The sequence below is a fragment of the Streptomyces sp. NBC_01446 genome (assembly GCF_026340095.1).
GTDB lineage: Bacteria > Actinomycetota > Actinomycetes > Streptomycetales > Streptomycetaceae > Streptomyces > Streptomyces aureus.
The window spans coordinates 55479-76220 of sequence record NZ_JAPEPO010000001.1 but is presented as its reverse complement, the minus strand read 5'-3'; the positions used below and the strand labels follow the sequence as shown (position 1 = coordinate 76220).

The window sequence follows — 20742 nt, the reverse complement described above, 5'->3', positions numbered from 1 at the left end:
AGGTCGACTGTCAGTGGTGGGTGTAACGATGGCACGTATGGAGATCTTCGAGTGGGGGCCGCTGCTCAAGCGGTGGAGCGAGGAATGGCTGGAAGGGCTGGCCACGGAGGATCCGGAGGAGTTCCAGGAGCTGGACGAGGAGATCGTCCGGGGCCGCTGGCTGGGATTCGGCCCGGCCGATCCGGCGGCGGTGGCAGCTCTGGAGGAGCGGGTCCGGGGGCTGGGGATAGCGGCGCCGCTGCCGCCGTCCCTCCGCTCCTTCCTTGAGACGACGGACGGTTGGCGCCATGCCGAGGGCTTCGTCTATCTGCTGGCCGGGGCCGACCGCATCGCGCCGTACGGAGATCCGTACGGCCAGCAGGTGATGTACGAGGAGCATCTGGACCAGGACCCGACCGAGGAAGAGGTACTCAGGGCCGGAATGTGGGGACGGGCGCTGCAGCTCTCGCTCGACTCGGACATGACGGATGTGCTGCTCGACCCGGGCGATGTGGGTGCCGACGGGGAGTGGGCGGTGTACGTGTACCACGGGTGGGGTGGTGAACCGCCGGACCGGTACGACTCGTTCCGCGCGTTCATGGAGGACATGTACAAGGAGTTCTACCGCCTGGGCGGCGGCCACTCAGGTTTCGAGAACGTGGTGACGCGTGAGCTCGACGCCAAGGTGGAGCAGGCCCGACTCGCATGTCTGAGAGGCGAGTTGGACGGGGCGCTCGCCGTCCTCGGCGAGGCGGAAAAACTCGGCAGACCGCGGGCCGTCCTGCTGGCGTCACAACTCCGGGCGCTGCTCGACGGGCGCGGCTGGGTGCCGGTCGACCCGCGCATGGACGATCCGCTGTACGCGGGCGAGGTGCTGCCCCTGAAGGTGCGCGATCACCTGCGCGAGTACCGGAGGGACGACACCTTCGTGCTCGGCCCGGCGACCGAGGACTACGCGACGGACCGCGAGCGGGCCGGTGCCGTCCTGGAGCAGATCAGGCAACGCACGTACGAGTACACGTCGCCCGGTCCGTTCGGGCGAGCGGTCGAGGAGGCCAGGGAACTGGCGCGCTGGGGCGACACGGACGGCGCCTGGCGGGTACTCGCGGCGGCGGTCCCGCACTGGGAGCCGTACCGGGAGGACCACGTGGCACCGTTCGGTCTGCTCGGGGATCCGCTCCTCGGGCTGCTCGTCACACCGGAGCGGGGGCGGCAGCTGCTGATGACACCCCGGGCGGGTCAGGCGGGGGCGATGCCCACGCCGGTCGCCGTCGAGGGGGAGACGGTGCGCGACGGGCTCGCGTGGCTCACCCATCGGCAACCCAGGGTCGAGCTGCGCAGGGACGCGTACCGGTTCGTACTGGTGGAGGGCATACGCCCCAAAGTGCTGGCGGAGCGCTTCGGTACGGGCCCGCTGGAGCTGGTGGCGAGCGAGCGGGACTTCTGGGACCTCCCCTTTTCGCGGGAGCAGGAGCGCCGCGGCCCCGTCGCCAGGATCGGCGCCCTCGACGGCTGGAGCTTCGCCTTCGAATCGGCCCGCTGGCCAGGCTTCGACCGTACCCGTCTGACCCACCCCGGCACCGAGCTGTCGCGCGGCACCCGGGCCCTCACGGTGTGGTGGGAGCCGGGCCTGTTCCACTTCGCCTGCGCCGAGGACGGGGAACAGCGGTACGCGTTCACGGTCCACGAGGCGGAGCGCCACCGGACGGGCGACATCCCCGACGAGCTCTCGCCCGACCACCTGTTCCCGGACCCCGCCGGCCCGGCCACCGACCTCTCGGACGAAAGCAGGGCCCTGGACGCGATAGCGACGACATTCGGCGTCTCCCTGCCCCAATTCGCCCTCAACCACGGCAGATTGCCGACGCTCCCCACGCACCCGTGGCTCAGGCCGCGGCCGCCAGGTGGGACGCAGGCGAGGCTCACGTTCACGCGCCACAGGTAGGCCGCCGGGTCGGTGCGGCGGTGACCCCGGCTCGACGCCGGAATCGGGTTTGTGCGGGGTGGTGAGGTCTCGTACGGTCACGACCATGAACGTGATGGTGGGTGACCCGCGCAGGCTCGGAGTACCCGCGTCCGAGGCGAGACTGCGGTTCGAGGCGGAGTCACCGAAGATGGGGTCCGGGCCGGGGCGCAGGGTGCTCGCGGTCGACGGAAAGCCCGCCTTCGAGCTCAGTTTCTGGTGCGGGTCGTGCCAGTTCCTGTTCCGCCGCCTTGAGGGCGCCAATAAAAAGTTGTCGTTGGAGAGCGTGCAGGAGCGCCTGGCGGAGCAGCTCCCGGACCTGGACGATGGTGTGCTCGACGCGTTCGGCACTCTGCTGCCGGAAGGCGGCTACCTCCCCTTGCTGCTCAGCGTCGAGCCACACCTGGTCCTCCCGGGGCAGGAGGGCGACTACTTCAGCCACGAGCAGGTGGCCACGTGGGGCCTCGACGCGTTCTGGGGGCTCCCGGAGTCCCCGCACACGCCGTACTACCGCACGTTCGAGACCGCGGTCGATGACGAAGCCCACCTGTACGAGTTCGTCGTGCCCATGGTGCCCCCGACGTGGAACGACCGGGCGCGGGTCGAGGAGTACGCCGAACAGATGGAGCGGGGGTTGGTGCCGACGGCCGTGGCGGTGTCGACCCTGGATGTGTGCCTGCCCGCGCTGGACCTGTCGACCGACTACTACACGCACTGGGGGCTGACGCACTTCCTGCTCGACGGGCATCACAAGCTGGAGGCAGCGGCTTCCGCAGGGCGTCCCGTACAGCTCTTGTCGCTCCTCGCGCTGGGCGACTGCCTGTCCGAGACCGGTGACAAAGACAGGTTGGCGGCCCTGCGCTCTCAGCCTTCCTCGATCCGTGGAACTCGGCGGGCTCACTGACCCTCGGGCCGCGCTCCGAGGGGACAGCCTTCGCCCTCGTGCTGCGAACAGGAGCGTTCAGGAGTGGACGAGCTCCAGCGCTTCGTTCAGGTTGTGCTCGGCGATGGCCGCCATGAACCCCCGGTCGGGGAAGTCCCCGTCGAGCAGCCTCAGTGGTCCCGCCGTCAGCGAGAGCCGCTGGGCCAGCATGTAGAGCGCGAGCCTGTCCTCGTCCAGTCCGTCCACCTCCAGTGGCCGGTACGCGTCGTGCAGGCGGATCCGCAGAAACACGTGCTCCCACTCGACGTCGAAGTACATCAAGCCCTCGATGTCGATCACCGCGGGGTTCCCGCCCGCGTCCACGAGCACGTGGTCGGGTCCCAGTTCGCCATGGACGACCGCGTACTCCGCGCGCGGTCGTACTGCCGCCGCGAGACTCAGCAATCGCTGCTCAAGCCGTTCGCGCGCTTGCGCGATCCGTGGATCGCGCGACGCCGCCTCGGTGAGGTCGCGCAGCGCACGGTCCAGGACGACCCCCTCGCATGACGTTCCGCGCGAGGTACCTCCCCCGTCGACGACGGCCACCTTGCCGTATGTGGGAGCTTGATGACGCCGCATCGACTCCAGAGCCTCCCCGAGCCGGGCCATGATCGGCTCGGCCGCGCGCGGATCACGTGCGAGAAGTTCCTCCAGGTTCTCGCCCTGCAGGTCCTCGACGATCGCGAGGTCGGCCGGACAGTGAGTGCCGTCGCGGTCGACGAGACGGATCGCCGGGACGCGGACGCCGAGCGTGTCCAACCGCGCGTGTGCGGCCTCGAACAGGCCGATCCCGAGACCGGGGGAGAACGGGTCGGTGAGGTCGTCGTCGCCCTCGGCCGCCGGCCAGTAGTTCTCGGCGTCGTCCCACAGGTAGGCGATCGCTGTGGTCGCGTCGTCCATCACCAGGCGGTACACGCCCTTCTTGCTCCCACCCGCGACTCGCTCAGCCGCCGCCAACCGTCGCCCGCCACCCAGCGCGGCCTTCGCCGCACCCGCCAACTGCTTCCGCGTCACTGCTCTGGGTGCCACGTCCCCAACCGCCTCTCCGCCGCAGCCACAACAACCCGCGCAACCTACGGGATCAACGACGTGGAGGCGATTGGTTTGTGCGTGTGGGACTCAGAACGTCCAGCGTGTGTGCGAGTAGACCCCGTCGTCCCGGCCGAAGCCGTACGCCGTGGCCGGGGACACCGCGAACACCATCACGTCGCCCTTCCGGAACGCGTCCCCGATCCCGTGGAAGGTGCCCTCGGCGGAGGTGATGTGTGCCCCGTACTTCGCCTCGTACGCCGTGATCACCTCCTCGAGCACCGCCGGATCGGCAACCGGCGCGGCCTTGCCCTCGACCACGACGTCGAGACCTTCGGTGAGCGAATTCCGTCCGGTGGTCAGCGCGCAGTGCCCGTCATGAGCGAGGTTCCTCGCCTTCTGTTCGCCCGCGCCGGTGGAGAAGTACAGCACCCCGTCGTGCCAGGCGGCGATGACCGGAGTGACGTGCAGGCGGCCGTCGGGGCGCACCGTGGACACCCAGAAGATCTCGGCGGCCTCCAGCTGCCGCTGGGCCTCGGCCCATTCGGTGGCGGAAACGTCGGTGGCACCGGGGCGGGGGTTGAGCGCGGAGCTGTAACGGGCGTCGAGCTCGGTCGTGGGCTGCTGCGCAGGTCCCTGGGTCGGCATGGTGGATCTCCTTTCCTCTCCCCTGTAACGATCCGCCGCCCGCGCGGTCATCGCGCGACGCCGGCCCCGTCAGCCGCGCATGGCGGTCACGTCGCGGCGCGGGATGCGTAGGCGCGGACGTCCGCGTCGGGGTCGGCGGTCGCGTCGGCGAGGGCCGCGCGGGCGTCGGGGTCGGCGCGGTGGGCGAGGAGTGACAGGACGACGGCCTTGCGGACGTCCGCGTTGGGGTCGGTGGATGCCTTGGCGAGCGCGGGAACTGCGGTGGTGGGCCTGGCCGTTCGCAGGGCGGTCGCGGCGCCGGCCCGGACCTGCCAGGCGGGCTCGTCGAGCGCGGCCACGGCCCGTTCGGCATACGGGGGCGGGCAGCCCGTATCGGCGAGTGCCGTGAGAGTGGCTGCTCTCACCAGCGGGTCGGAGTCGTCGAGGAGCGGAGCGAGCGGGGTCGGCGACGGGTCGTGCACCGCCGCGAAGCCGCGGGCGACCGCGACTCTGACCTCGCGGGCCGGGTCTGCCGTGGCCGCCGAGAGCTGAGCGGCCGCGTCCACCGAGACCAGGGCCCGCACGGCTTGGATACGTACGTCGATGTCGGTGTCGGCGAGCACGGTCGCGTACACCGAGGCGTCGCCGAGCCGCAGTTCCCGCAGGACGTCCAGCGCGGCGCCCCGCACCGCCGGGTCCGCCACACCGAGGGCTGCTCGCAGACCGGACCCCAACTCATCTTCTGCGGGCAGGACTTCGACCAGTTCGCGCAGCGCACCGGCGGCGGCCTGCCGGACCTGGGGCGCGGCATCCCGTAGCCGTGCCGCGAGCGCGGGACCGGCCCCGGCGGGCACCGTCTCGGCGAGGGCGGCGACGGCGGCCGCCCGCACCGCCGGGTCGGAGTCCTCAAGGTAGGCGGAGAGCGCGTCCAGGTCGGGGGTCTCTTCGGCCAGGGAGAGGAGAGCGAGGAGGGTGGGGCTCGACGAGGGGGCCCGGGTCGCCGAGGGCGGGGGAGACGGCGCGGCGGACGCGGCCGGGCGGGCGGCCGGAGCGACGTCCCGCTGCCCCGCCGTCGCCACCGGCACCAACGCGACCTCGCCCAGCACCCGCTCCGCCCCGGCCGCCGACGGCTCGAACTCCGGCACCGGCACGACGTACGGTTCGACCGGCCTGGCCCTGAACTCCATCGCCCCCGAAAGGGACTTGTACAGGTCGAGATGGTGCAACCACCCCGCGTCGTCCCGCTCAGGATGGTCGAGCCGCTCGTGATACAGGCCCCAGCGCGACTCGGTCCTCGCCAGCGAGGCGCGCGCGGCCATCTCCGCACAGTCCCGGATGAACGACACCTCCGCGCACCGCATCAGCTCATGGGCGGTGCGCGCCCCCATCCCGGCGATCTCTCCCGTCATCCGCTCGAACGCCTCCACGGCCAGGGACAGCTTCGGCCCGGCCTTCGGCGGAGCCACGTAGTCGTTCACGAACCGCCGCAGCTTGTACTCGACCTGAGGTTGCGGCGGCCCGTCGGGGTGACGCAGCGGCCGGTAGATCAGCTCGTGCGCGGCGGCGAGCTGCTTGCCGGGCAACGTGCCTTCATACGCACGGAATTGGGAAGCGTCCGCACCCGCCAGGTCCCCGAAGACGAACGCGCCGATCATGTAGTTGTGCGGTACGCAGGCGAGGTCGCCGGCCGCGTACAGGCGGGGGACGGTGGTGCGGGCGTGGGCGTCGACCCGTACGCCGGACGCCGAGTGGCCGCCGCACAGGCCGATCTCCGAGATGTGCATCTCGATGTCATGCGTGCGGTAGTCATGGCCGCGGCCCTCGTGAAACGTGGCGCGTGTGGGCCGCTCCGTCGTGTGCAGGATCGACTCGACGGCGGTGATGGTCTCCTCCGGCAGATGGCTGAGCTTGAGGTACACCGGGGCGCGGTCGGAGGCGAGTTCGGCCGCGAACTCGGCCATCATCTGCCCCGACCAGTAGTCCGACTCCACGAACCGCTCGCCGTGCCGGTTCACCTGGTAGCCGCCGAACGGGTTCGCGACGTACGCGCAGGCCGGCCCGTTGTAGTCCTTGATCAGCGGGTTGATCTGGAAGCACTCGATCCCGGTGAGCGCGGCGCCCGCGTGGTACGCCATGGCGTAGCCGTCGCCCGCGTTCGTCGGGTTCTCGTACGTCCCGTAGAGATAGCCGGACGCGGGCAGGCCGAGGCGGCCGCATGCCCCGGTGGCCAGGATCACCGCGCCCGCCCGTACGGTGACGAACTCGCCTGTGCGGGTGTTGAATCCGGCCGCACCCACGGCACGGCCGTCCACGGTGAGTACCCGGACGGGCATCACCCGGTTCTCGATGCGGATCCGCTCGCGCATCTCGCGGCGCCGCAACTGCCGGTAGAGGACCTTCTTGACGTCCTTGCCCTCCGGCATCGGCAGCACGTACGAACCGGAGCGGTGCACCTGGCGGACCGCGTACTCGCCGTGCTCGTCCTTCTCGAACTTCACGCCGTACGACTCCAGGCGCTTGACCATCGCGAAGCCTCGGGTCGCCGTCTGGCGGACGGTGGACTGGTCGACGATGCCGTCGTTGGCGCGGGTGATCTCCGCGACGTAGTCGTCCGGTTCGGCCCGGCCCGGGATGACCGCGTTGTTCACGCCGTCCATCCCCATGGCGAGTGCGCCGGAGTGCCGTACGTGCGCCTTTTCCAGGAGCAGCACGTCCGCGCCGCGTTCGGCGGCGGTCAGGGCGGCCATCGTGCCCGCGGTGCCGCCGCCGATGACGAGGACGTCGCAGGAGAGTTCGGTCGCGTCGGAGAGGGCGGGGATGGCCAGGGGGGTGTCCACGGGCGGGCCTTTCACAGGGGTGCGGGTGGTCAGAGGGACGTGAGGATGCGGCGGCGGATTCCCGTGGTGGCGGGCGCGTTGCGTGCGTCCCGCTGCCGGGGGTGCGGGACGGTCAGGACCTCGCCGGAGGGGAGCAGGGCGATCCGGTCCCCGAGGTGGAGCGCCTCGTCCACGTCATGGGTGACGAAGACGACGGTCGCGCCCGTGCCGCGCAGGATGTCCACGAGCAGGTCCTGCATGCCCGCGCGGGTGTGCGGGTCGAGGGCGCCGAACGGCTCGTCCATGAGGACCGCGCGAGGCTGCCCGGCCAGAGCGCGGGCCAGCTGGACGCGCTGCCGTTGCCCGCCGGAGAGCTGGCGCGGCAGCTTGTGGGCGTGCTCGGACAGACCGACGCGCTCCAGCCACCCGTCGGCGACATTCCGTCGCGCTTCTCGCCCCAACCGCCGTATCGTCAAGGGGAGTTCGACGTTGGCGCGGCCGCTGCGCCACGGCAGCAGGGCGTTCTCCTGGAAGACCAGCGCCCGGTCGGCGGCGGGCCCGCCGATGGGTGACCCGTCCTGCGTGACCTGCCCGCCCAATGGGGGCAGCAGCCCTGCGAGGGTGCGCAACAGCGTGGACTTGCCGCACCCGGACGGGCCGAGCACGGCGACGAGTTCGCCCGGCGCGATCCGCAGGCGCACGGTGCCGGGCAGGGGTTGTCCTTCGTGGTGGCCGAGCCGCACGTCTTCCAAGGCGAGTTCGGCACCCTGACGGAGAGAAGCGGTACTCGTCGGGCTCATGAGACGGGCTCCTTCTCCAGGGCCGGGGCGGGGGATGAAACCGCCGGAGGAGCGGCGGTGCGGCGTACGGCACGGGACGGCGCCCGCTCGGGCGGACGCGGCAGCCAGGCGGTGGCGCGGCGGCCGAGGAACTCCACCGCCGTGGACGTGAGCCAGCCGAGAGCGCCGATGGTGACCATGCCGACGAAGACACCGGGGTAGTCGACCACCGTGTAGTCCTGCCAGGTGCGGTAACCGACCCCGTACTCACCGGAGATCATCTCCGCCGAGATCACACAGATCCACGCGACGCCGATGCCCACCGAGAGCCCGCCGAAGATGCCCGGCAGCGCTCCCGGCAGCACCACCGAGAACAGCACCCGCAGGCGGCCGCCGCCCATGGTGAGCACGGCCTCCTCCCACACCGGCGTCAGCGCGCGCACCGCGTGCCGCGTCGACACCAGCACCGGGAAGAACGCCGCGGTGAACGTGATGAACACGATGCCCTGCTCGTTGCTGGGCAGCAGCAGGATCGCGACCGGGACCAGGGCGATCGCCGGGATCGGCCGCGCCACCTCCATGAGCGGGCCGAGCAGATCGGCGGCCCACCGCGACCGCGCGATGGCGGTACCCGCCGCCACCCCGAGCACCGCGGCCAGCAGGAACCCGATCACGATGCGGCGCACGCTGTAACCGAGGTCCTGCCAGTACGGGGCGGTGCCCAGCCGGTCGCCGAAGGCGGACGCCACCTCGCCGACCGTGGGGAACTGCCCGAACCGCAGCCAGAGTTCGACGTCCAGAGAGGTCAGCAGCTGCCAGAGCCCGAGGGCCGCGGCGAGCGATGCCGCGCGGACCAGCCAGCGGCCCGCGCTCATGACGCGAGCCTCACGGCGTCCGCGTAACCGACGACACGGGCACCGGTGTGCCGCTCGACGTACGTCTTCGCGTGGCTCGGGGTGACGAACGCGCGCAGGTCGGAGCCGTCCGCGACCCACACCGCGCGGTCGGCGTACCACAGGGTGCCGGTCAGCGTGTCGGGGACGTACGCGGCCCGGACCTCAGCTCCCTTCAGCGCCTTGAGCAGTTGCTTCGGACTGTCGAAGGTGCGGGTGGAGTCCTGCCCCTTCACCCACAGCTCGGACTTGGCGGCGCCCGCCTTCGGATACGCGGGTGTGTGCGTGGCCCGCTTCAGCGGCTCAGGGTCGACGAAGGAGTCCACGTCGACGTCGCCCACCAGCTTGGCCGCCTTGAGGATCGGGACGTCCTTCTTCAGCGCGGCGATCAACTCCGGCCGCAGCGCCGGGTCGAAGGTGGCGATGCCGTGGGCGCCGTTGTAGAGGTAGACCGCCTCGGCGGGCACCCCGGTCTCCTCGGCCACCGACTCGGCGGCCGCAACCGGCCGCTTGCGGAGGTAGTCAGTGGCCCGCCGCTGAGCCTGGAGGAAGTCGTCGAGGACCCCGCCGCGCTTCTCGGCGAACTTCTCCCGGACGGTGACTCCGTGGAACGTCGGCAGATTCAGGTCGGCGCCGTCGTACAGGGCCTTCGCTTTCCCCTCGTACGCCAACTGGCCGGGCCAGGCGACGAATTGGGACAGTGCGTCGACGCTGCCCCCGGTCAGGGCGGACGCGCCCACGCTGGGCTGCTGGTTGAGTTTGCTGATGCCCTTCTCCGGGTCGATCCCGGCCTTCTTCAGGGCCCGTACCAGGGTGCCGTCGGCGGCCGATCCGACGCTGGTGGACACCTTCCTGCCGCGCAGGTCGGCCAGTGACCTCAGGTGCGAACCAGGAGCGGTGACCACGGTGTTGAGGCCGCCGCGCAGGTTGTAGCCGGTGACCGAGACGAGCCGCGTCGGCTGCCCCAGCTGCTTGCCCCGCGCCGCGTTGATCAGCAGCGGAAAGTCACCCATCGACCCGATGTCGATCTTTCCGGCGGTCATCTGGGCGGTGATGGGGGCACCGGTCGCGTAGTCCTGCCACTTCACCTTGTACGTCTTGCCGTCCTTCTTGCCGCGGGCCGCGAGTTCCTCCTCGAAGTAGCCCAGCGAGCGCAGCAGCGTTCCGGCGGTGACGGTGTTGATGGTCTTCGACTGGTACCCGACGGTCACCGTGACGGTGCGGGAGTCCTCGGCTCCGGCTGTGCCACCGCACGCCGTGGCAAGGGGCAGCAGGAGGGCGAGCGGCAGCAGCCGGGCGAGTGGAACAACGTACTTATGTGGCACGGTAGTTGAGCCTTTCACCGGAGCAGGTAGGGCATGTTGACGGTGACCGCGCCGGTGGGGCACCGGGCCGCGCACGGGCCGCAGTACCAGCACTCGTCGACGTGCATGTACGCCTTGCCGCTGTCCTCGTGGATCGCGAGCGAGTCGAGCGGACACATGTCTACGCAGAGCGTGCAGCCGTCGATACACCGCGACTCGTCGATGGTCACGGGTACGTCGGCGCGCTGCGGGACAACGGGCATGGCTGTCTCCAGGGAGGGTGGTAGGAGCAACGTGGGGTGGGTCAGACGGAGTGGCGCCGAAGCACGCCGCTCATGGTGATGCGGTCGCCGCGGAAGCGGATGAACTCCAGGTCCACGGGCCGCCCGTCGGGCAGATGAGTGAGCCGCTCCAGCATCAGAACGGCGCTCCCGCGCGGTGCCTCGAGGACCGCGGCGGAGTGCGCGTCGGAGTTCACGGCTTCGAGAGTGATCTCGGCGTGCCCCAGCGGGCCGCCGCTCAGCGTCTCCAGGAGCCGGAACACGTCCGTGTTCTCCAGATCGCAGCCGAGCAGGTCACCGCCGACATCCATAGGCAGATACGACAGGTCCAGGGAGAGTGGCAGCCCGTCGAGGCGGCGCAGCCGCTCGATACAGAGCACGTCGGTGTGCTCGGGCAGACCGAGCCGGTGCGCCACGGGGCCGGGAGCGCTGACCGGCCCGACGGTCCGGACCTCGTTGGTGACCCGGCCGTGCTCGTGCAGGGTCTCGGCCAGGCCTTGCAGCCGGTCGAGGCCGTGCGGGTACTTCTCGCAGACCACGACGGTGCCGACGCCGGCCTTCCGCTCGACGAGCTGCTCGCCGCGCAACAGGTCGAGGGCCTGCCGGACGGTGTTGCGGCTGGCCCGGTAGTCGGCGGCGATGACGTCCTCCAGAGGGAGGACACCGCGCGGGAACCCGCCCGACAGGATCTGGTGGCGCAGCAGATCCGCGAGCTGCCGGGCCTGGTCCGCACGCAGCCGCCGACGGCGCGCGGCGGCGACCGGAAGCGAGGCGGGGATACGTTCGGCTGGCATGGCAGGGAACGTACCGGCGCCGCCGCTCCGATGGTGTTGCGGCAGTATTGCGCCACCTGACGGCTCCAGCCGCACCGCTCTGACCTGCTGAATCGACGGCCGAGGACCAAGATCCGCCACTTGACCGCCCACCACGTGGACAGCGGTCGACCGCGGCGCGGTCGGGGGAGTGCGGGCAGGAGGGCGGGCGGCCGCCCGGACTGTGCCGGGCCGGCCGAGCCCGTGGCCGCCTACCCGTTGCGCCTGCTCGACATCCTGCGTGGCCGCACGGCGCACGTCGTGCTCGCCGACACGGCGGCGCAGCTGTCCGACTACCTCACGGAGCTGTCCCCGCCGACGTGATCACCACCGTCACTCGACCGCTCCCGATTGAGTAGCCGTACTCAGGCCACCCGGCTTCCGGGCCGCCACGATGAGGCGACCGAGAAGAAGGAGCGCCCGGATGTCCCTGATCGCAGCTGCTCGTCGCCGGACGGCGAACAATTCGGCCCCGTCCGTGGCCCCGTTCCCGGCCCCGTCGCCGGTGCTGCCCGGTGTCTGCGTCGCCGTCGTGGTCGTGGGGCTCGCCGTCTCCGCCTGGGCACCGCACGACCGGACGACGTGGTTGCTGGAAGTGGTGTGGGTGCTGATCGGACTGCCGGTGGTCGTCCTGGCCTGGCGGCGCTTCCCGCTGTCGGGGATGCTGTGCTGTCTCCTCGCGGCGCACGCGCTGGTGCTCGCGCTGGGCGGGCACTACACGTACGCCCAGGTGCCGTTGGGCGAGTGGGTGCAGGACGGACTGGGGCTGTCCAGGAATCCGTACGACCGGTTCGGGCACCTGATGCAGGGTTTCGTACCGGCCGTCCTGGTGCGGGAGTTGCTGGTCCGGACGTCTCCGTTGCGCGGCAGCCGATGGCTGGCGCCGCTCACGGTCTGCGCGTGCCTGGCGTTCAGCGCGGTCTTCGAGATGTTCGAGTGGGTGGCGGCGGTCATCGGCGGACACGCGGCGGACGCCTTCCTCGCCACCCAGGGCGATGTGTGGGACACCCAATGGGACATGTTCTGCGCGCTGATCGGCGCCACGGTCTCGCTGCTGCTGCTCAGTAAGTGGCACGACCGGCAGCTGACCCGGCTGGCCGGCTGATGTCGGAGCGCCTCGTCAGCGTCGTCAAGCGCTTGAGAGACACCTGAGCCGGTCCGGATCGAAGGATCCAGGACCGGCCCGGACGCACCTGCTGATCAGTTCGCGATGGCGGCGAGGTTGCCGGGCTCGTAGGAGCCGCCCTGGTTGTTCAGGATCACGCCGAGCCGATTGGTCGCGTTGATCATCGCGATCAGTGAGACCAGCGCGACGGCCTGGTCCTCGTCGTAGTGCTTGCGCACCTGGGCCCACGTCTCGTCGGACACACCACGGCCGTCGTCGGCGATGCGCGTGCCCTCCTCGGTGAGCGCCAGCGCGGCCCGCTCGGCCTCGGTGAACACGGTGGAGTGGCCCCAGGCGGCGACCAGGTTCAGGCGGGCCGGCGTCTCGCCGCCGGCCGCGGCGTCCTTGCCGTGGATGTCGACACAGAAACCGCAGCCGTTGATCTGGCTGGCGCGCAGCTGCACCAGCTCCTGGGTGGTCTTCGGCAGCGGTGATTCCTGGATCACCCGGCTGACGGCGTAGATCCGCTTGCCGATCTTGGTACCGATCTCATTGCCGAAAAGGTTCATACGGAGTTCCATGACGTGTCTCCCCAATCGTGCATCGCATGCCGTGCGCATCGTTCGCGCGGCAGCCTGACAAACACGAGATGCCGCCCGACCGGATCCTGTGACAGCGCGGCAATGTGACGTAGAGCACTGGTCTCGGGTGTCACAAGACGGTGAGGGGCGGCGTCTTGTGCGTGACACGGTCGTGAGAGAACAGGCAGGAGCCGGCAATGAGCGAGCCCACAGAGCGAAGCGCCGACATGGCCGACGACCGCGCTCGTGACAGCCGCACGGACAACGCCACCCAGGCGTTCGTCGCCCATCGCAATCTGCTGTTCACGGTCGCCTACGAGATGCTCGGCTCGGCGGCCGACGCGGAGGACGCCCTGCAGGAGACGTGGCTGCGCTGGGCGGACGTCGACCTCGACACGGTGCGGGACCATCGGGCCTACCTGGTCCGCATCACCACGCGCCAGGCGCTGAGCCGACTGCGTACGCTCCGCCGCCGTAAGGAGTCCTACGTCGGACCCTGGCTGCCCGAGCCGCTGCTCACCGCGCCGGACGTGGCGGAGGACGTCGAGCTGGCCGACAGCGTCTCGATGGCGATGCTGCTGGTACTGGAGACACTCGCGCCGACCGAACGCGCGGTGTTCGTGCTGCGCGAGGTGTTCGATCTGGGATACGACGAGATCGCGGAAGCCGTCGACAAGAGCCCGGCCGCGGTCCGCCAGATCGCGCACCGGGCACGGGCCCACGTGGCGGCACGCCGGCCGCGCGAGGTCATCTCCCCGGCCGAGACACGTGGTGCGCTCGCCGCCTTCCAGCAAGCGATCGAGACGGGCGACCTCAAGACCCTGCTCGACATGATCGCGCCGGAGGTCGTGCTGCTGACCGATGGCGGCGGAGTCGTGCGGGCCGCGCTGGTGCCCGTCGTGGGCGCAGACGAGGTGGCCCAGGTGCTGGGCAGGATCGACGCCGCGATGTCCCTCAGGCCGGCACAGGTCAATGGATACCCGGCGCTCGTTCTGCGGCGCGGCAGCGACATCGACACCGTCATGGCGGTGCACGTCGACGACGGCCTCATCACCGGGCTCTACGCCGTGCGCAACCCCGAGAAGCTGTCGCGCATCGACCGCGAAACCGCCGTGAGCCGCTGACCCGTGGGGAAACTCCGGCCGCGTCGGACCGGTCGCCCGTAGGTCACGCGGGCTCGGAGGCGGGTGGCCTGGTGGGGCCGGGAAGCCGGGCGGGGCGGCCGTGTTCGTACTGGTCGGCCTGGAGTCGGTACATCTGCGCGTAGCGGCTCGCGGGTTCGGCTGCGAACAGCTCGGCGTGACTGCCCTCCTCGATCAGCCGGCCCTCGTCCAGGACGAAGATGCGGTCGACGCGGCGCACCGCGGTGGGTGGCGCGGCAAGTGGCTTCCGGCGGTGCGGCCGTCGTCTCCTTTTCGAATCACCCTTGCGGGGTTGGATACCCATTCGAGGGATGGCGTGTCGCGCGGACGGCGGTTCTGGCCGGATCCGCGTGCGTCGTCGGGTCAGGTTCCCGAAGGCTCCGGCGGGGCGAGCGTGATGTCCCGCTTGAGGATCTTGCCGGTCGCCCCCTTGGGGAGCTCGTCGACGAATCTCACGATGCGCGGGTACTTGTAGGCCGCCACCCGCTGTCGTACGTGGTCGCGCAGCTCGTCCGTCGTGATGCGGGCGCCGGACCGGAGAACCACCATGGCGGCCACCTCCTCGCCGCGCGCCGGGTCGGGCACGCCGATCACCGCGGCCTCCGCGACGTCCGGGTGCCGGTACAGGACCTCCTCGATCTCGCGCGGATAGACGTTGTAGCCGCCGCGAATGACGAGGTCCTTCTTGCGGTCGACGATGAAGTAGTAGCCGTCTTCGTCGACACGGGCGAGATCTCCGCTGTGGAACCAGCCCTCCTGGAACGCCCGCGCGGTGGCGTCCGGCCGGTTCCAGTACCCCTTCATGACGTTCTCGCCCCGGATGGCCAGCTCGCCCACCTCGCCGGGGCCGACCACACGGCCGCCCTCCGCGACGAGCCGCAACTCGACCCCCCGGACAGGAAGCCCGATGGAACCCGGCTTGCGGGGCCGGTCCGGCGGGTTGAAGCAGGCCACCGGCGACGTCTCCGACAGGCCGTAGCCCTCCAGCACGGTGACCCCCAGCTCGCGCTCGGCGGCGTGCAGCAGCTCCACGGGGAGTGCGGAGCCGCCCGAGACCCCCAGCCGCAGCCGCGGCAGGGCCGGCCCGACGCCGCTCTGGAGCAGCGCGGTGTACATCGTGGGCACGCCGAGGAAGACGGTCACCTCGTCGCGGCGCAGTATCTCCAGTGCCGTGGCCGCGTCGAAGCGAGGCAGGAGGGTCAGACAGGCGCCCGCCGTGATCGCGGTGTTCAGGGCGCAGGTCTGCCCGAAGGCGTGGAACAGCGGGAGCCCGCCGAACAGGACGTCGTCCGGTCCCACGCACAGCAGCGTCCGGGCCGCCGTCAGCGCGTTGCTCACCAGGTTGCGGTGTGTCAGCTCCGCACCCTTGGGTGTCCCCGTCGTGCCGGACGTGTAAAGGATCACCGCGGTGTCGTCATCGGCGTTCCCGGCCGCTCCGGTCACCGGCGGGGCCAGGCGCAGCTGCGCGTCGAGGGTCGCCGGGTCCGCGACCAGGTACTCCACGCCGGCCGTCGCCGCCGCCGGAACGGCCTCGTCCGCGGAGGACGGTGAGGCCACCAGGAATCGGGTGGCACAGTCGTGCAGCACGAACGAGATCTCGTCCGCCTTCAGCAGCGGATTCATCGGGACGACGACGCCGCCCGCGCGCAGGATGCCGTAGTACACGACGGGAAAGTGCAGGACGTTGGGCAGGACCATCGCCACGCGGTCGCCCGCCCGCACGCCCCTGGCCCGCAGCAGCGACGCGAACCGGGCGGTCAGGTCGTCGAGTTCCCCGTACGTGAGGACGCGGTCGCCCTGACGGACAGCGGTCCGGTCAGCGTGGGACCGGGCGGATCGTGCCAGGAGTGCGCAGAGGTCGGACATGTGGCTTCCCTTTCGTCGGGGGGTGCGGGGTGATCACATCGCGCGGCGCGACCCCGCCGCGCCCGCCGGTGCCGGAGTGCTCATCGCCCCAGAACTCGGATGGCAGTGAGCGTGGTTGATGCGGTGTCAGCCACAACTGGAGGAGATGGCAGGGGTGTTCGGGCTCTTCGGGCTCGGGTCCGTCCTCGCGCGGCGTGCGGGCGTGCAGGATCGCGTTTTGTTGAGCAGCAGCAGGTCGCCGGGGGCGAGGTCGAGGTCGAGGCGCAGCTCCGGCGAGGACGCCGTCTCGTCCATGAGGTCGAAGAGCTCCCGCTCGGCCGGACTCAGGCGCGGTACGTCGGGATACCGCTGCGCGGACTCCAGGCGGCCGCGGTCGTAGCGCAGGCTGAGCCTCTCCCCGTCCCGGTGGGCGAGCGGCACCGCCTGCCAGGGGAGCCCGCCCGGAGGCTGTTCTCCGCGGCGGTCGAGGAAGTGCGTACGGCTCAGGCCGTCGAGAAGCCCGGGCCTGCGAGCCAGTACGGCATTGTGCACCGCCGCCGAACTGGCGAGTGTTGTACGCCCCCTGGAGCCGGCCGCCCGCAGGCACAGCAGTGCCAGCGCGTCGGCGGCTTCGGTGCGCGGCGACAGCGCGGCCGGGGCGTCGGGCGCGTCCCGCAGATGCCCGAGCATGTGACCGGTCGCGTCCTGCGACACCGGGATCCCGAGGTGCTGTCCGACACCCCACAGGAGGACAGCGGCCGCCTCCTCGCTGTACCGCTCCACCGGGATGCCTCGTACCAGTACGAAGCCCCGGCCGTTCTCCAGCTCGTCGGCCGCATTCCGCAGTTCGCCCGCCAGGGTCGGCAGGGGGAAGTGGTCGGCGGTCACCTTCAGCAGAGGGGTGCCCCCGGCGCGCACCGTCCGCAGGGCCGCGTCCAGCTCGTCGAGCCGCGCCGGTGACAGGTGCAGCGCCCAGGCCGGGGAGGCCGAGAGATCCCGGCCCCGCCACACGGCCGGACCGGTGCAGGGGCGGCGGGGGAGTTCTGGGGATTGCCCACGCACCACATTTATCCTTTCTCCGCCGGGGAATTCCATGAGAGGTAAGTACCGGGACCCGAATTCGCCGAATCTTTCGCGGCTCTTCATCGCGATACCGACCCCTTTTCAAGGGGCCTATAATTTGCCAAGGTGTCTTCCATCGGAATTCCGTGCGGCCTTCGCGGTGGTGCCACGCTAAGTCACGACCCCGCGCATCGCTTGACCTCACGGGACAGATGACTTATCAATCTGGGACACAGCCCTGGAGCGCGCCGATGAAACCGCTGGTCCGCAACGCAGCCCTGAGCAGCTACATCGAGCTCAGTCAGTCCCTGGGTATCGACCCCCGTGCCCTCATGAAGCAGGTGGGCCTCGACCCCGTCGGACTCGCCGTCCAGGACCGCTGGATTCCCGGCGCGGCCGTCGCCGAGCTGCTCGAACTGTCGGCGGCGGCCGCGCGGCGCGAGGACTTCGGCCTGCTCCTCGCGGAGCGGCGCCGTTTCTCCAACCTCGGCCCGATCAGCCTCGTCCTGCGCGAGGAACCGGACACGCGCAGCGCCGTCCGGCTCCTGGTGCGCCAAGAGCGCATGTACAACGAGATGCTGCGCAGCCGGCTCACGGAGGCGAACGGGCTCGCCACCCTGAAGGTGAGCCTCGCACTCGGCGAGGTGCGCGAGGCCCGGCAATCCGTCGAGCTGGCCGTGGGCGTGCTGCACGGATTTCTCCGCGTGTTCCTCGGCGCCCGCTGGCAGCCACTGTCCGTGTGCTTCTCCCACGGCGCACCCCACGACATCGCCGCACACCGGCGCTTCTTCGGGCCCGTCGTGGAATTCAACCAGGAATTCAACGGCATCGTTTTCTACGCGACCGAACTCGACACCCCCAATACGATGTCGGATCCCCTGCTGCGCGGCTACGCCCGGCAGTACTTCGACTCCATCGCGGTCTCCGAGGACACCACCGAGCTCGACCGGGTGCGCGAGCTGATCGAGGTCCTCCTGCCGACGGGGCGCTGCTCGATCGAACAGGTCGCCGGCAGCCTCGGCGTCGACCGCAGGACCGTCCACCGGCACCTCGCCGCGTCGGGCGAGACCTTCTCCTCGCTCGTCAACGCCACGCGCACGCAGCTCGCCGAGCAGCTCGTGGCGAATCCGAGCCGTTCCCTCACGGAGATCGCCGGGCTCCTCGGCTTCTCCGCGCCCAGCGCCTTCTCCCGCTGGTTCCGGGACCAGTTCGGCAGCAGCGCCCGCGAGTGGCGCGCCCAGCGGTCCGCCCCCGGCTCCGTCCCCAACTGACAAGTCTCCTGTCACCTGCGGTAAAGCGCCGCGCGTAACCCGCTCTTAACGTGGCCGTACCGCAAGGGCCACTTCGGCTCCGTCGATCAAGGCCCTTGCCCCAGCCATGAGTCGGGTCGGGTGTGCCCACCAAGGCCTGCCCCCCGGCGCGTCCGCGTACCAGGAGATGACGATGCACTTCCTCGATGACTCCCTGCTGCCCGAGAACCAGCAGAAGCTGGTGATCCAGGTCGCTCCCTACGGCCCCGAGTGGCTCCCCGGCGACGCCGACGACCTCCCCCTCACCATGGACGAGCACGTCCAGGCCGCCGTGGACTGCTACAACGCCGGTGCCACCGTCCTCCACATCCACGTGCGTGAACTGGACGGGCACGGCTCCAAGCGCATGTCCAAGTTCAACGAGCTCATCGGCCGGCTGCGCGAGGCCGTACCGGACATGGTCCTGCAGATCGGCGGATCCATCTCGTTCGCCCCCGAGGACGAGGGCTCCGAGGCGAAGTGGCTCAGCTACGACACCCGCCACCTGCTGGCCGAACTCGACCCGCGGCCCGACCAGGTGACGATCGCCATCAACACCAGTCAGATGAACATCGTCGAGATCATGTCCGACGACGACCTCGCCGGGACCTCCATCGCCAAGCCCGACTACTACGCGGCGTACCGGGACATGGTCGTCGAGGCGGGCCCCGACTTCTACCTCGAACACCTCAAGCGCCTGCACGCGAACGGAATCCAGCCGCACTTCCAGCTCGCCACCCTGGCCCAGCTGGAGACCGTCGAGCGTCTCATCCGCAGCGGCGTCCACACCGGCCCCCTGGTCCTCAACTACGTGGCCATCGGCGGCGGGTTCTCCGGGCGCCACCCGGCCGACCTCATCGAGTTCGTCCGCCGCGTCCCCGACGGCGCCGTCCTCACCATCGAGTCCTCGATGCGCGCCGTCGCCCCCATGAACGCCATCGGCATCGCCCTCGGCGTCCACGTCCGCGTGGGCAACGAGGACAACCTGTGGGCCCGCAAGGGCGAGCGCATGAGCTCCGTGCAGCAGGTCGAGCAGATGGTCAGCATCGCCGACACCCTCGGCCGCGACATCGCGAACGGCGCGGAGGCCAAGGAGATCTACCACATCGGCGAGTACTACTCCGACACCGACCAGACCCTGGCCGCGCTCGGCATGGTGCCCAACCGGCGTCCCGGACAGCGCGGCTTCATGCTCGGCGGCACCGCCGGCTGACGTCGGCCCATCGTCGACGAACAAGCACAGCCGGCCGGACAAGCACAGCCCGCCCCCGAGCACAGCACGCCGAACAACCCGAACGAAGAGAGCATCGCCGTGGCATACGCCATCCGCTTCCACGAGACCGGCGGCCCCGAGGTCCTGCGCCGCGAACAGGTCACCGTCGGCGCCCCCGGCCCCGGCGAGGTCCGAGTCCGGCACGAGGCCGTCGGCCTCAACTTCGCCGACACCTATTTCCGCACCGGCCTGTACCCGGCACCGCTGCCCGCGGGAATCGGCGTCGAGGCCGCCGGTGTCGTCGAGGCCGTCGGCCAGGGCGTCACCCACGTCGCCGAGGGTGACCGTGTCACGTACACCGGCAGCCCGCTCGGCGCGTACAGCTCCGAGCGGGTCATGCCCGCCGGCTCCCTGATCCGGCTCCCCGACGGCATCGACTTCGAGACCGCGGCCGCCATGACCATGCGCGGCCTCACCGCCTCGTACCTGCTGCGCCGCATCCACCCGCTGAAGCCCGGCGACACGATCCTGCTGCACGCCGCCGCGGGCGGCGTCGGACTGATCGTCTCCCAGTGGGCGAAGCTGCTCGGCCTCACCGTCATCGGCACCGTCTCCACCGAGGAGAAGGCCGCACTCGCCCGAGCCCACGGCTGCGACCACACCATCCTGTACCGGCAGGAGAACGTCGCGGAGCGCGTGCGGCAGCTGACCGACGGCGCCGGTGTCCCGCTCGTCCTCGACAGCGTCGGCAAGGACACGGTCGCCGGGTCCATGGCCTCGCTGCGCCGCCGTGGCCTGCTGGTCTGCTTCGGCACCTCGTCCGGAGTGCCGCCGCTGGACGCGATGCAACTCGTCCAGCACGGCTCACTGTTCGTGACCCGTCCGGCGCTGGCCGACTACATCGCCGACCCCGCCGAGCGGGACGACCTCGCCGGGGAACTGTTCGGCCACGTCGCCGCCGGCCGCATCGGGATCCGCGTCGACCAGCGCTTCGCCCTCGAGGACGCCGTGACCGCGCACCGCACGCTGGAAGCGGGCAGTACGACGGGCTCGTCCATCCTCATCCCCTGACCCACCCGCCCCCCGTACCCCAGGAGAGC

General features: G+C 70.7%; 20 protein-coding genes. 8 read left to right on the top strand and 12 right to left on the bottom strand.

Annotated features, from left to right (window positions below):
- Nucleotides 1–37: 37 nt before the first annotated feature.
- Both OG456_RS00300 and OG456_RS00295 read left to right on the top strand, forming a co-directional pair.
- The gene (locus OG456_RS00300; RefSeq protein ID WP_266555951.1) at nt 38–1924 is read left to right on the top strand and encodes an SMI1/KNR4 family protein; all 1887 of its coding nucleotides are present in this window, start codon (nt 38–40) and stop codon (nt 1922–1924) included.
- A gap of 85 nt (nt 1925–2009) precedes the next feature.
- A complete protein-coding gene (locus OG456_RS00295) occupies nt 2010–2846 on the top strand; it encodes a hypothetical protein (RefSeq protein ID WP_266555949.1) in 837 nt (278 codons plus the stop codon).
- A gap of 57 nt (nt 2847–2903) precedes the next feature.
- Here OG456_RS00295 and OG456_RS00290 read toward each other — a convergent pair whose 3' ends face one another.
- From OG456_RS00290 to OG456_RS00255, 8 genes are all read right to left on the bottom strand, one after another.
- A complete protein-coding gene (locus OG456_RS00290; RefSeq protein WP_266568950.1) occupies nt 2904–3878 on the bottom strand; it encodes a phosphotransferase family protein in 975 nt (324 codons plus the stop codon).
- Nucleotides 3879–3983: 105 nt separating this feature from the next.
- Nucleotides 3984–4541, bottom strand: coding sequence for a pyridoxamine 5'-phosphate oxidase family protein (locus OG456_RS00285; RefSeq protein ID WP_266555947.1), 558 nt, complete (start codon nt 4539–4541; stop codon nt 3984–3986).
- Between the two features lie 86 nt (nt 4542–4627).
- Complete coding sequence (locus OG456_RS00280) at nt 4628–7339, bottom strand: fumarate reductase/succinate dehydrogenase flavoprotein subunit (RefSeq protein ID WP_266568948.1); 2712 nt, start codon at nt 7337–7339, stop codon at nt 4628–4630.
- A 47-nt stretch (nt 7340–7386) separates the two neighbouring features.
- Nucleotides 7387–8136: an ABC transporter ATP-binding protein gene (locus OG456_RS00275; protein WP_266555945.1), complete on the bottom strand. Its 750-nt coding sequence runs from the start codon at nt 8134–8136 to the stop codon at nt 7387–7389.
- Entirely contained in the window at nt 8133–8990 is an 858-nt protein-coding gene (locus OG456_RS00270; RefSeq protein WP_266555943.1) for an ABC transporter permease, read from the bottom strand. The genes OG456_RS00275 and OG456_RS00270 overlap by 4 nt, the downstream gene beginning before the upstream one ends.
- Nucleotides 8987–10333 carry an ABC transporter substrate-binding protein gene (locus tag OG456_RS00265; protein ID WP_266555941.1) on the bottom strand — a complete coding sequence of 449 codons (1347 nt, stop codon included), beginning with the start codon at nt 10331–10333 and terminating at the stop codon, nt 8987–8989. Before OG456_RS00265 ends, OG456_RS00270 begins: the two co-directional genes overlap by 4 nt.
- Before the next feature lie 14 nt (nt 10334–10347).
- On the bottom strand, nt 10348–10575 hold the full coding sequence (locus tag OG456_RS00260) for a ferredoxin family protein (protein ID WP_266555939.1): 228 nt from the start codon (nt 10573–10575) through the stop codon (nt 10348–10350).
- 41 nt (nt 10576–10616) lie between these two features.
- The gene (locus OG456_RS00255) at nt 10617–11387 is read right to left on the bottom strand and encodes a GntR family transcriptional regulator (protein ID WP_266555937.1); all 771 of its coding nucleotides are present in this window, start codon (nt 11385–11387) and stop codon (nt 10617–10619) included.
- Nucleotides 11388–11507: 120 nt separating this feature from the next.
- On the opposite strand from OG456_RS00255, the gene OG456_RS00250 reads away from it, so the two are divergent.
- Nucleotides 11508–11729, top strand: a complete 222-nt coding sequence (locus tag OG456_RS00250) for a hypothetical protein (protein WP_266555935.1) — start codon at nt 11508–11510, stop codon at nt 11727–11729.
- A 100-nt stretch (nt 11730–11829) separates the two neighbouring features.
- Nucleotides 11830–12510, top strand: coding sequence for a DUF2238 domain-containing protein (locus OG456_RS00245; RefSeq protein WP_266555933.1), 681 nt, complete (start codon nt 11830–11832; stop codon nt 12508–12510).
- Between the two features lie 95 nt (nt 12511–12605).
- Here OG456_RS00245 and OG456_RS00240 read toward each other — a convergent pair whose 3' ends face one another.
- Nucleotides 12606–13091: a carboxymuconolactone decarboxylase family protein gene (locus OG456_RS00240; RefSeq protein WP_266555931.1), complete on the bottom strand. Its 486-nt coding sequence runs from the start codon at nt 13089–13091 to the stop codon at nt 12606–12608.
- A 227-nt stretch (nt 13092–13318) separates the two neighbouring features.
- Here OG456_RS00240 and OG456_RS00235 point away from each other — a divergent pair, with 227 nt between their 5' ends.
- A complete protein-coding gene (locus OG456_RS00235) occupies nt 13319–14215 on the top strand; it encodes an RNA polymerase sigma-70 factor (protein ID WP_266568946.1) in 897 nt (298 codons plus the stop codon).
- A 43-nt stretch (nt 14216–14258) separates the two neighbouring features.
- Here OG456_RS00235 and OG456_RS00230 read toward each other — a convergent pair whose 3' ends face one another.
- The 3 genes from OG456_RS00230 to OG456_RS00220 all read right to left on the bottom strand — a co-directional run bounded on the left by OG456_RS00230 (nt 14259) and on the right by OG456_RS00220 (nt 17140).
- Nucleotides 14259–14537 carry a hypothetical protein gene (locus OG456_RS00230; RefSeq protein ID WP_266555929.1) on the bottom strand — a complete coding sequence of 93 codons (279 nt, stop codon included), beginning with the start codon at nt 14535–14537 and terminating at the stop codon, nt 14259–14261.
- Nucleotides 14538–14596: 59 nt separating this feature from the next.
- Nucleotides 14597–16099, bottom strand: coding sequence for a long-chain fatty acid--CoA ligase (locus OG456_RS00225; RefSeq protein ID WP_266555927.1), 1503 nt, complete (start codon nt 16097–16099; stop codon nt 14597–14599).
- Nucleotides 16100–16225: 126 nt separating this feature from the next.
- Entirely contained in the window at nt 16226–17140 is a 915-nt protein-coding gene (locus OG456_RS00220) for a TauD/TfdA family dioxygenase (RefSeq protein ID WP_266555925.1), read from the bottom strand.
- Between the two features lie 251 nt (nt 17141–17391).
- Between OG456_RS00220 and OG456_RS00215 the strand changes: the two genes are divergently transcribed.
- The 3 genes from OG456_RS00215 to OG456_RS00205 all read left to right on the top strand — a co-directional run bounded on the left by OG456_RS00215 (nt 17392) and on the right by OG456_RS00205 (nt 20713).
- Nucleotides 17392–18411: an AraC family transcriptional regulator gene (locus tag OG456_RS00215; protein WP_266555923.1), complete on the top strand. Its 1020-nt coding sequence runs from the start codon at nt 17392–17394 to the stop codon at nt 18409–18411.
- Between the two features lie 172 nt (nt 18412–18583).
- Complete coding sequence (locus tag OG456_RS00210) at nt 18584–19642, top strand: 3-keto-5-aminohexanoate cleavage protein (RefSeq protein ID WP_266555921.1); 1059 nt, start codon at nt 18584–18586, stop codon at nt 19640–19642.
- A gap of 99 nt (nt 19643–19741) precedes the next feature.
- Nucleotides 19742–20713 carry a quinone oxidoreductase gene (locus OG456_RS00205; protein ID WP_266555919.1) on the top strand — a complete coding sequence of 324 codons (972 nt, stop codon included), beginning with the start codon at nt 19742–19744 and terminating at the stop codon, nt 20711–20713.
- The last annotated feature ends 29 nt before the right edge of the window (nt 20714–20742 follow it).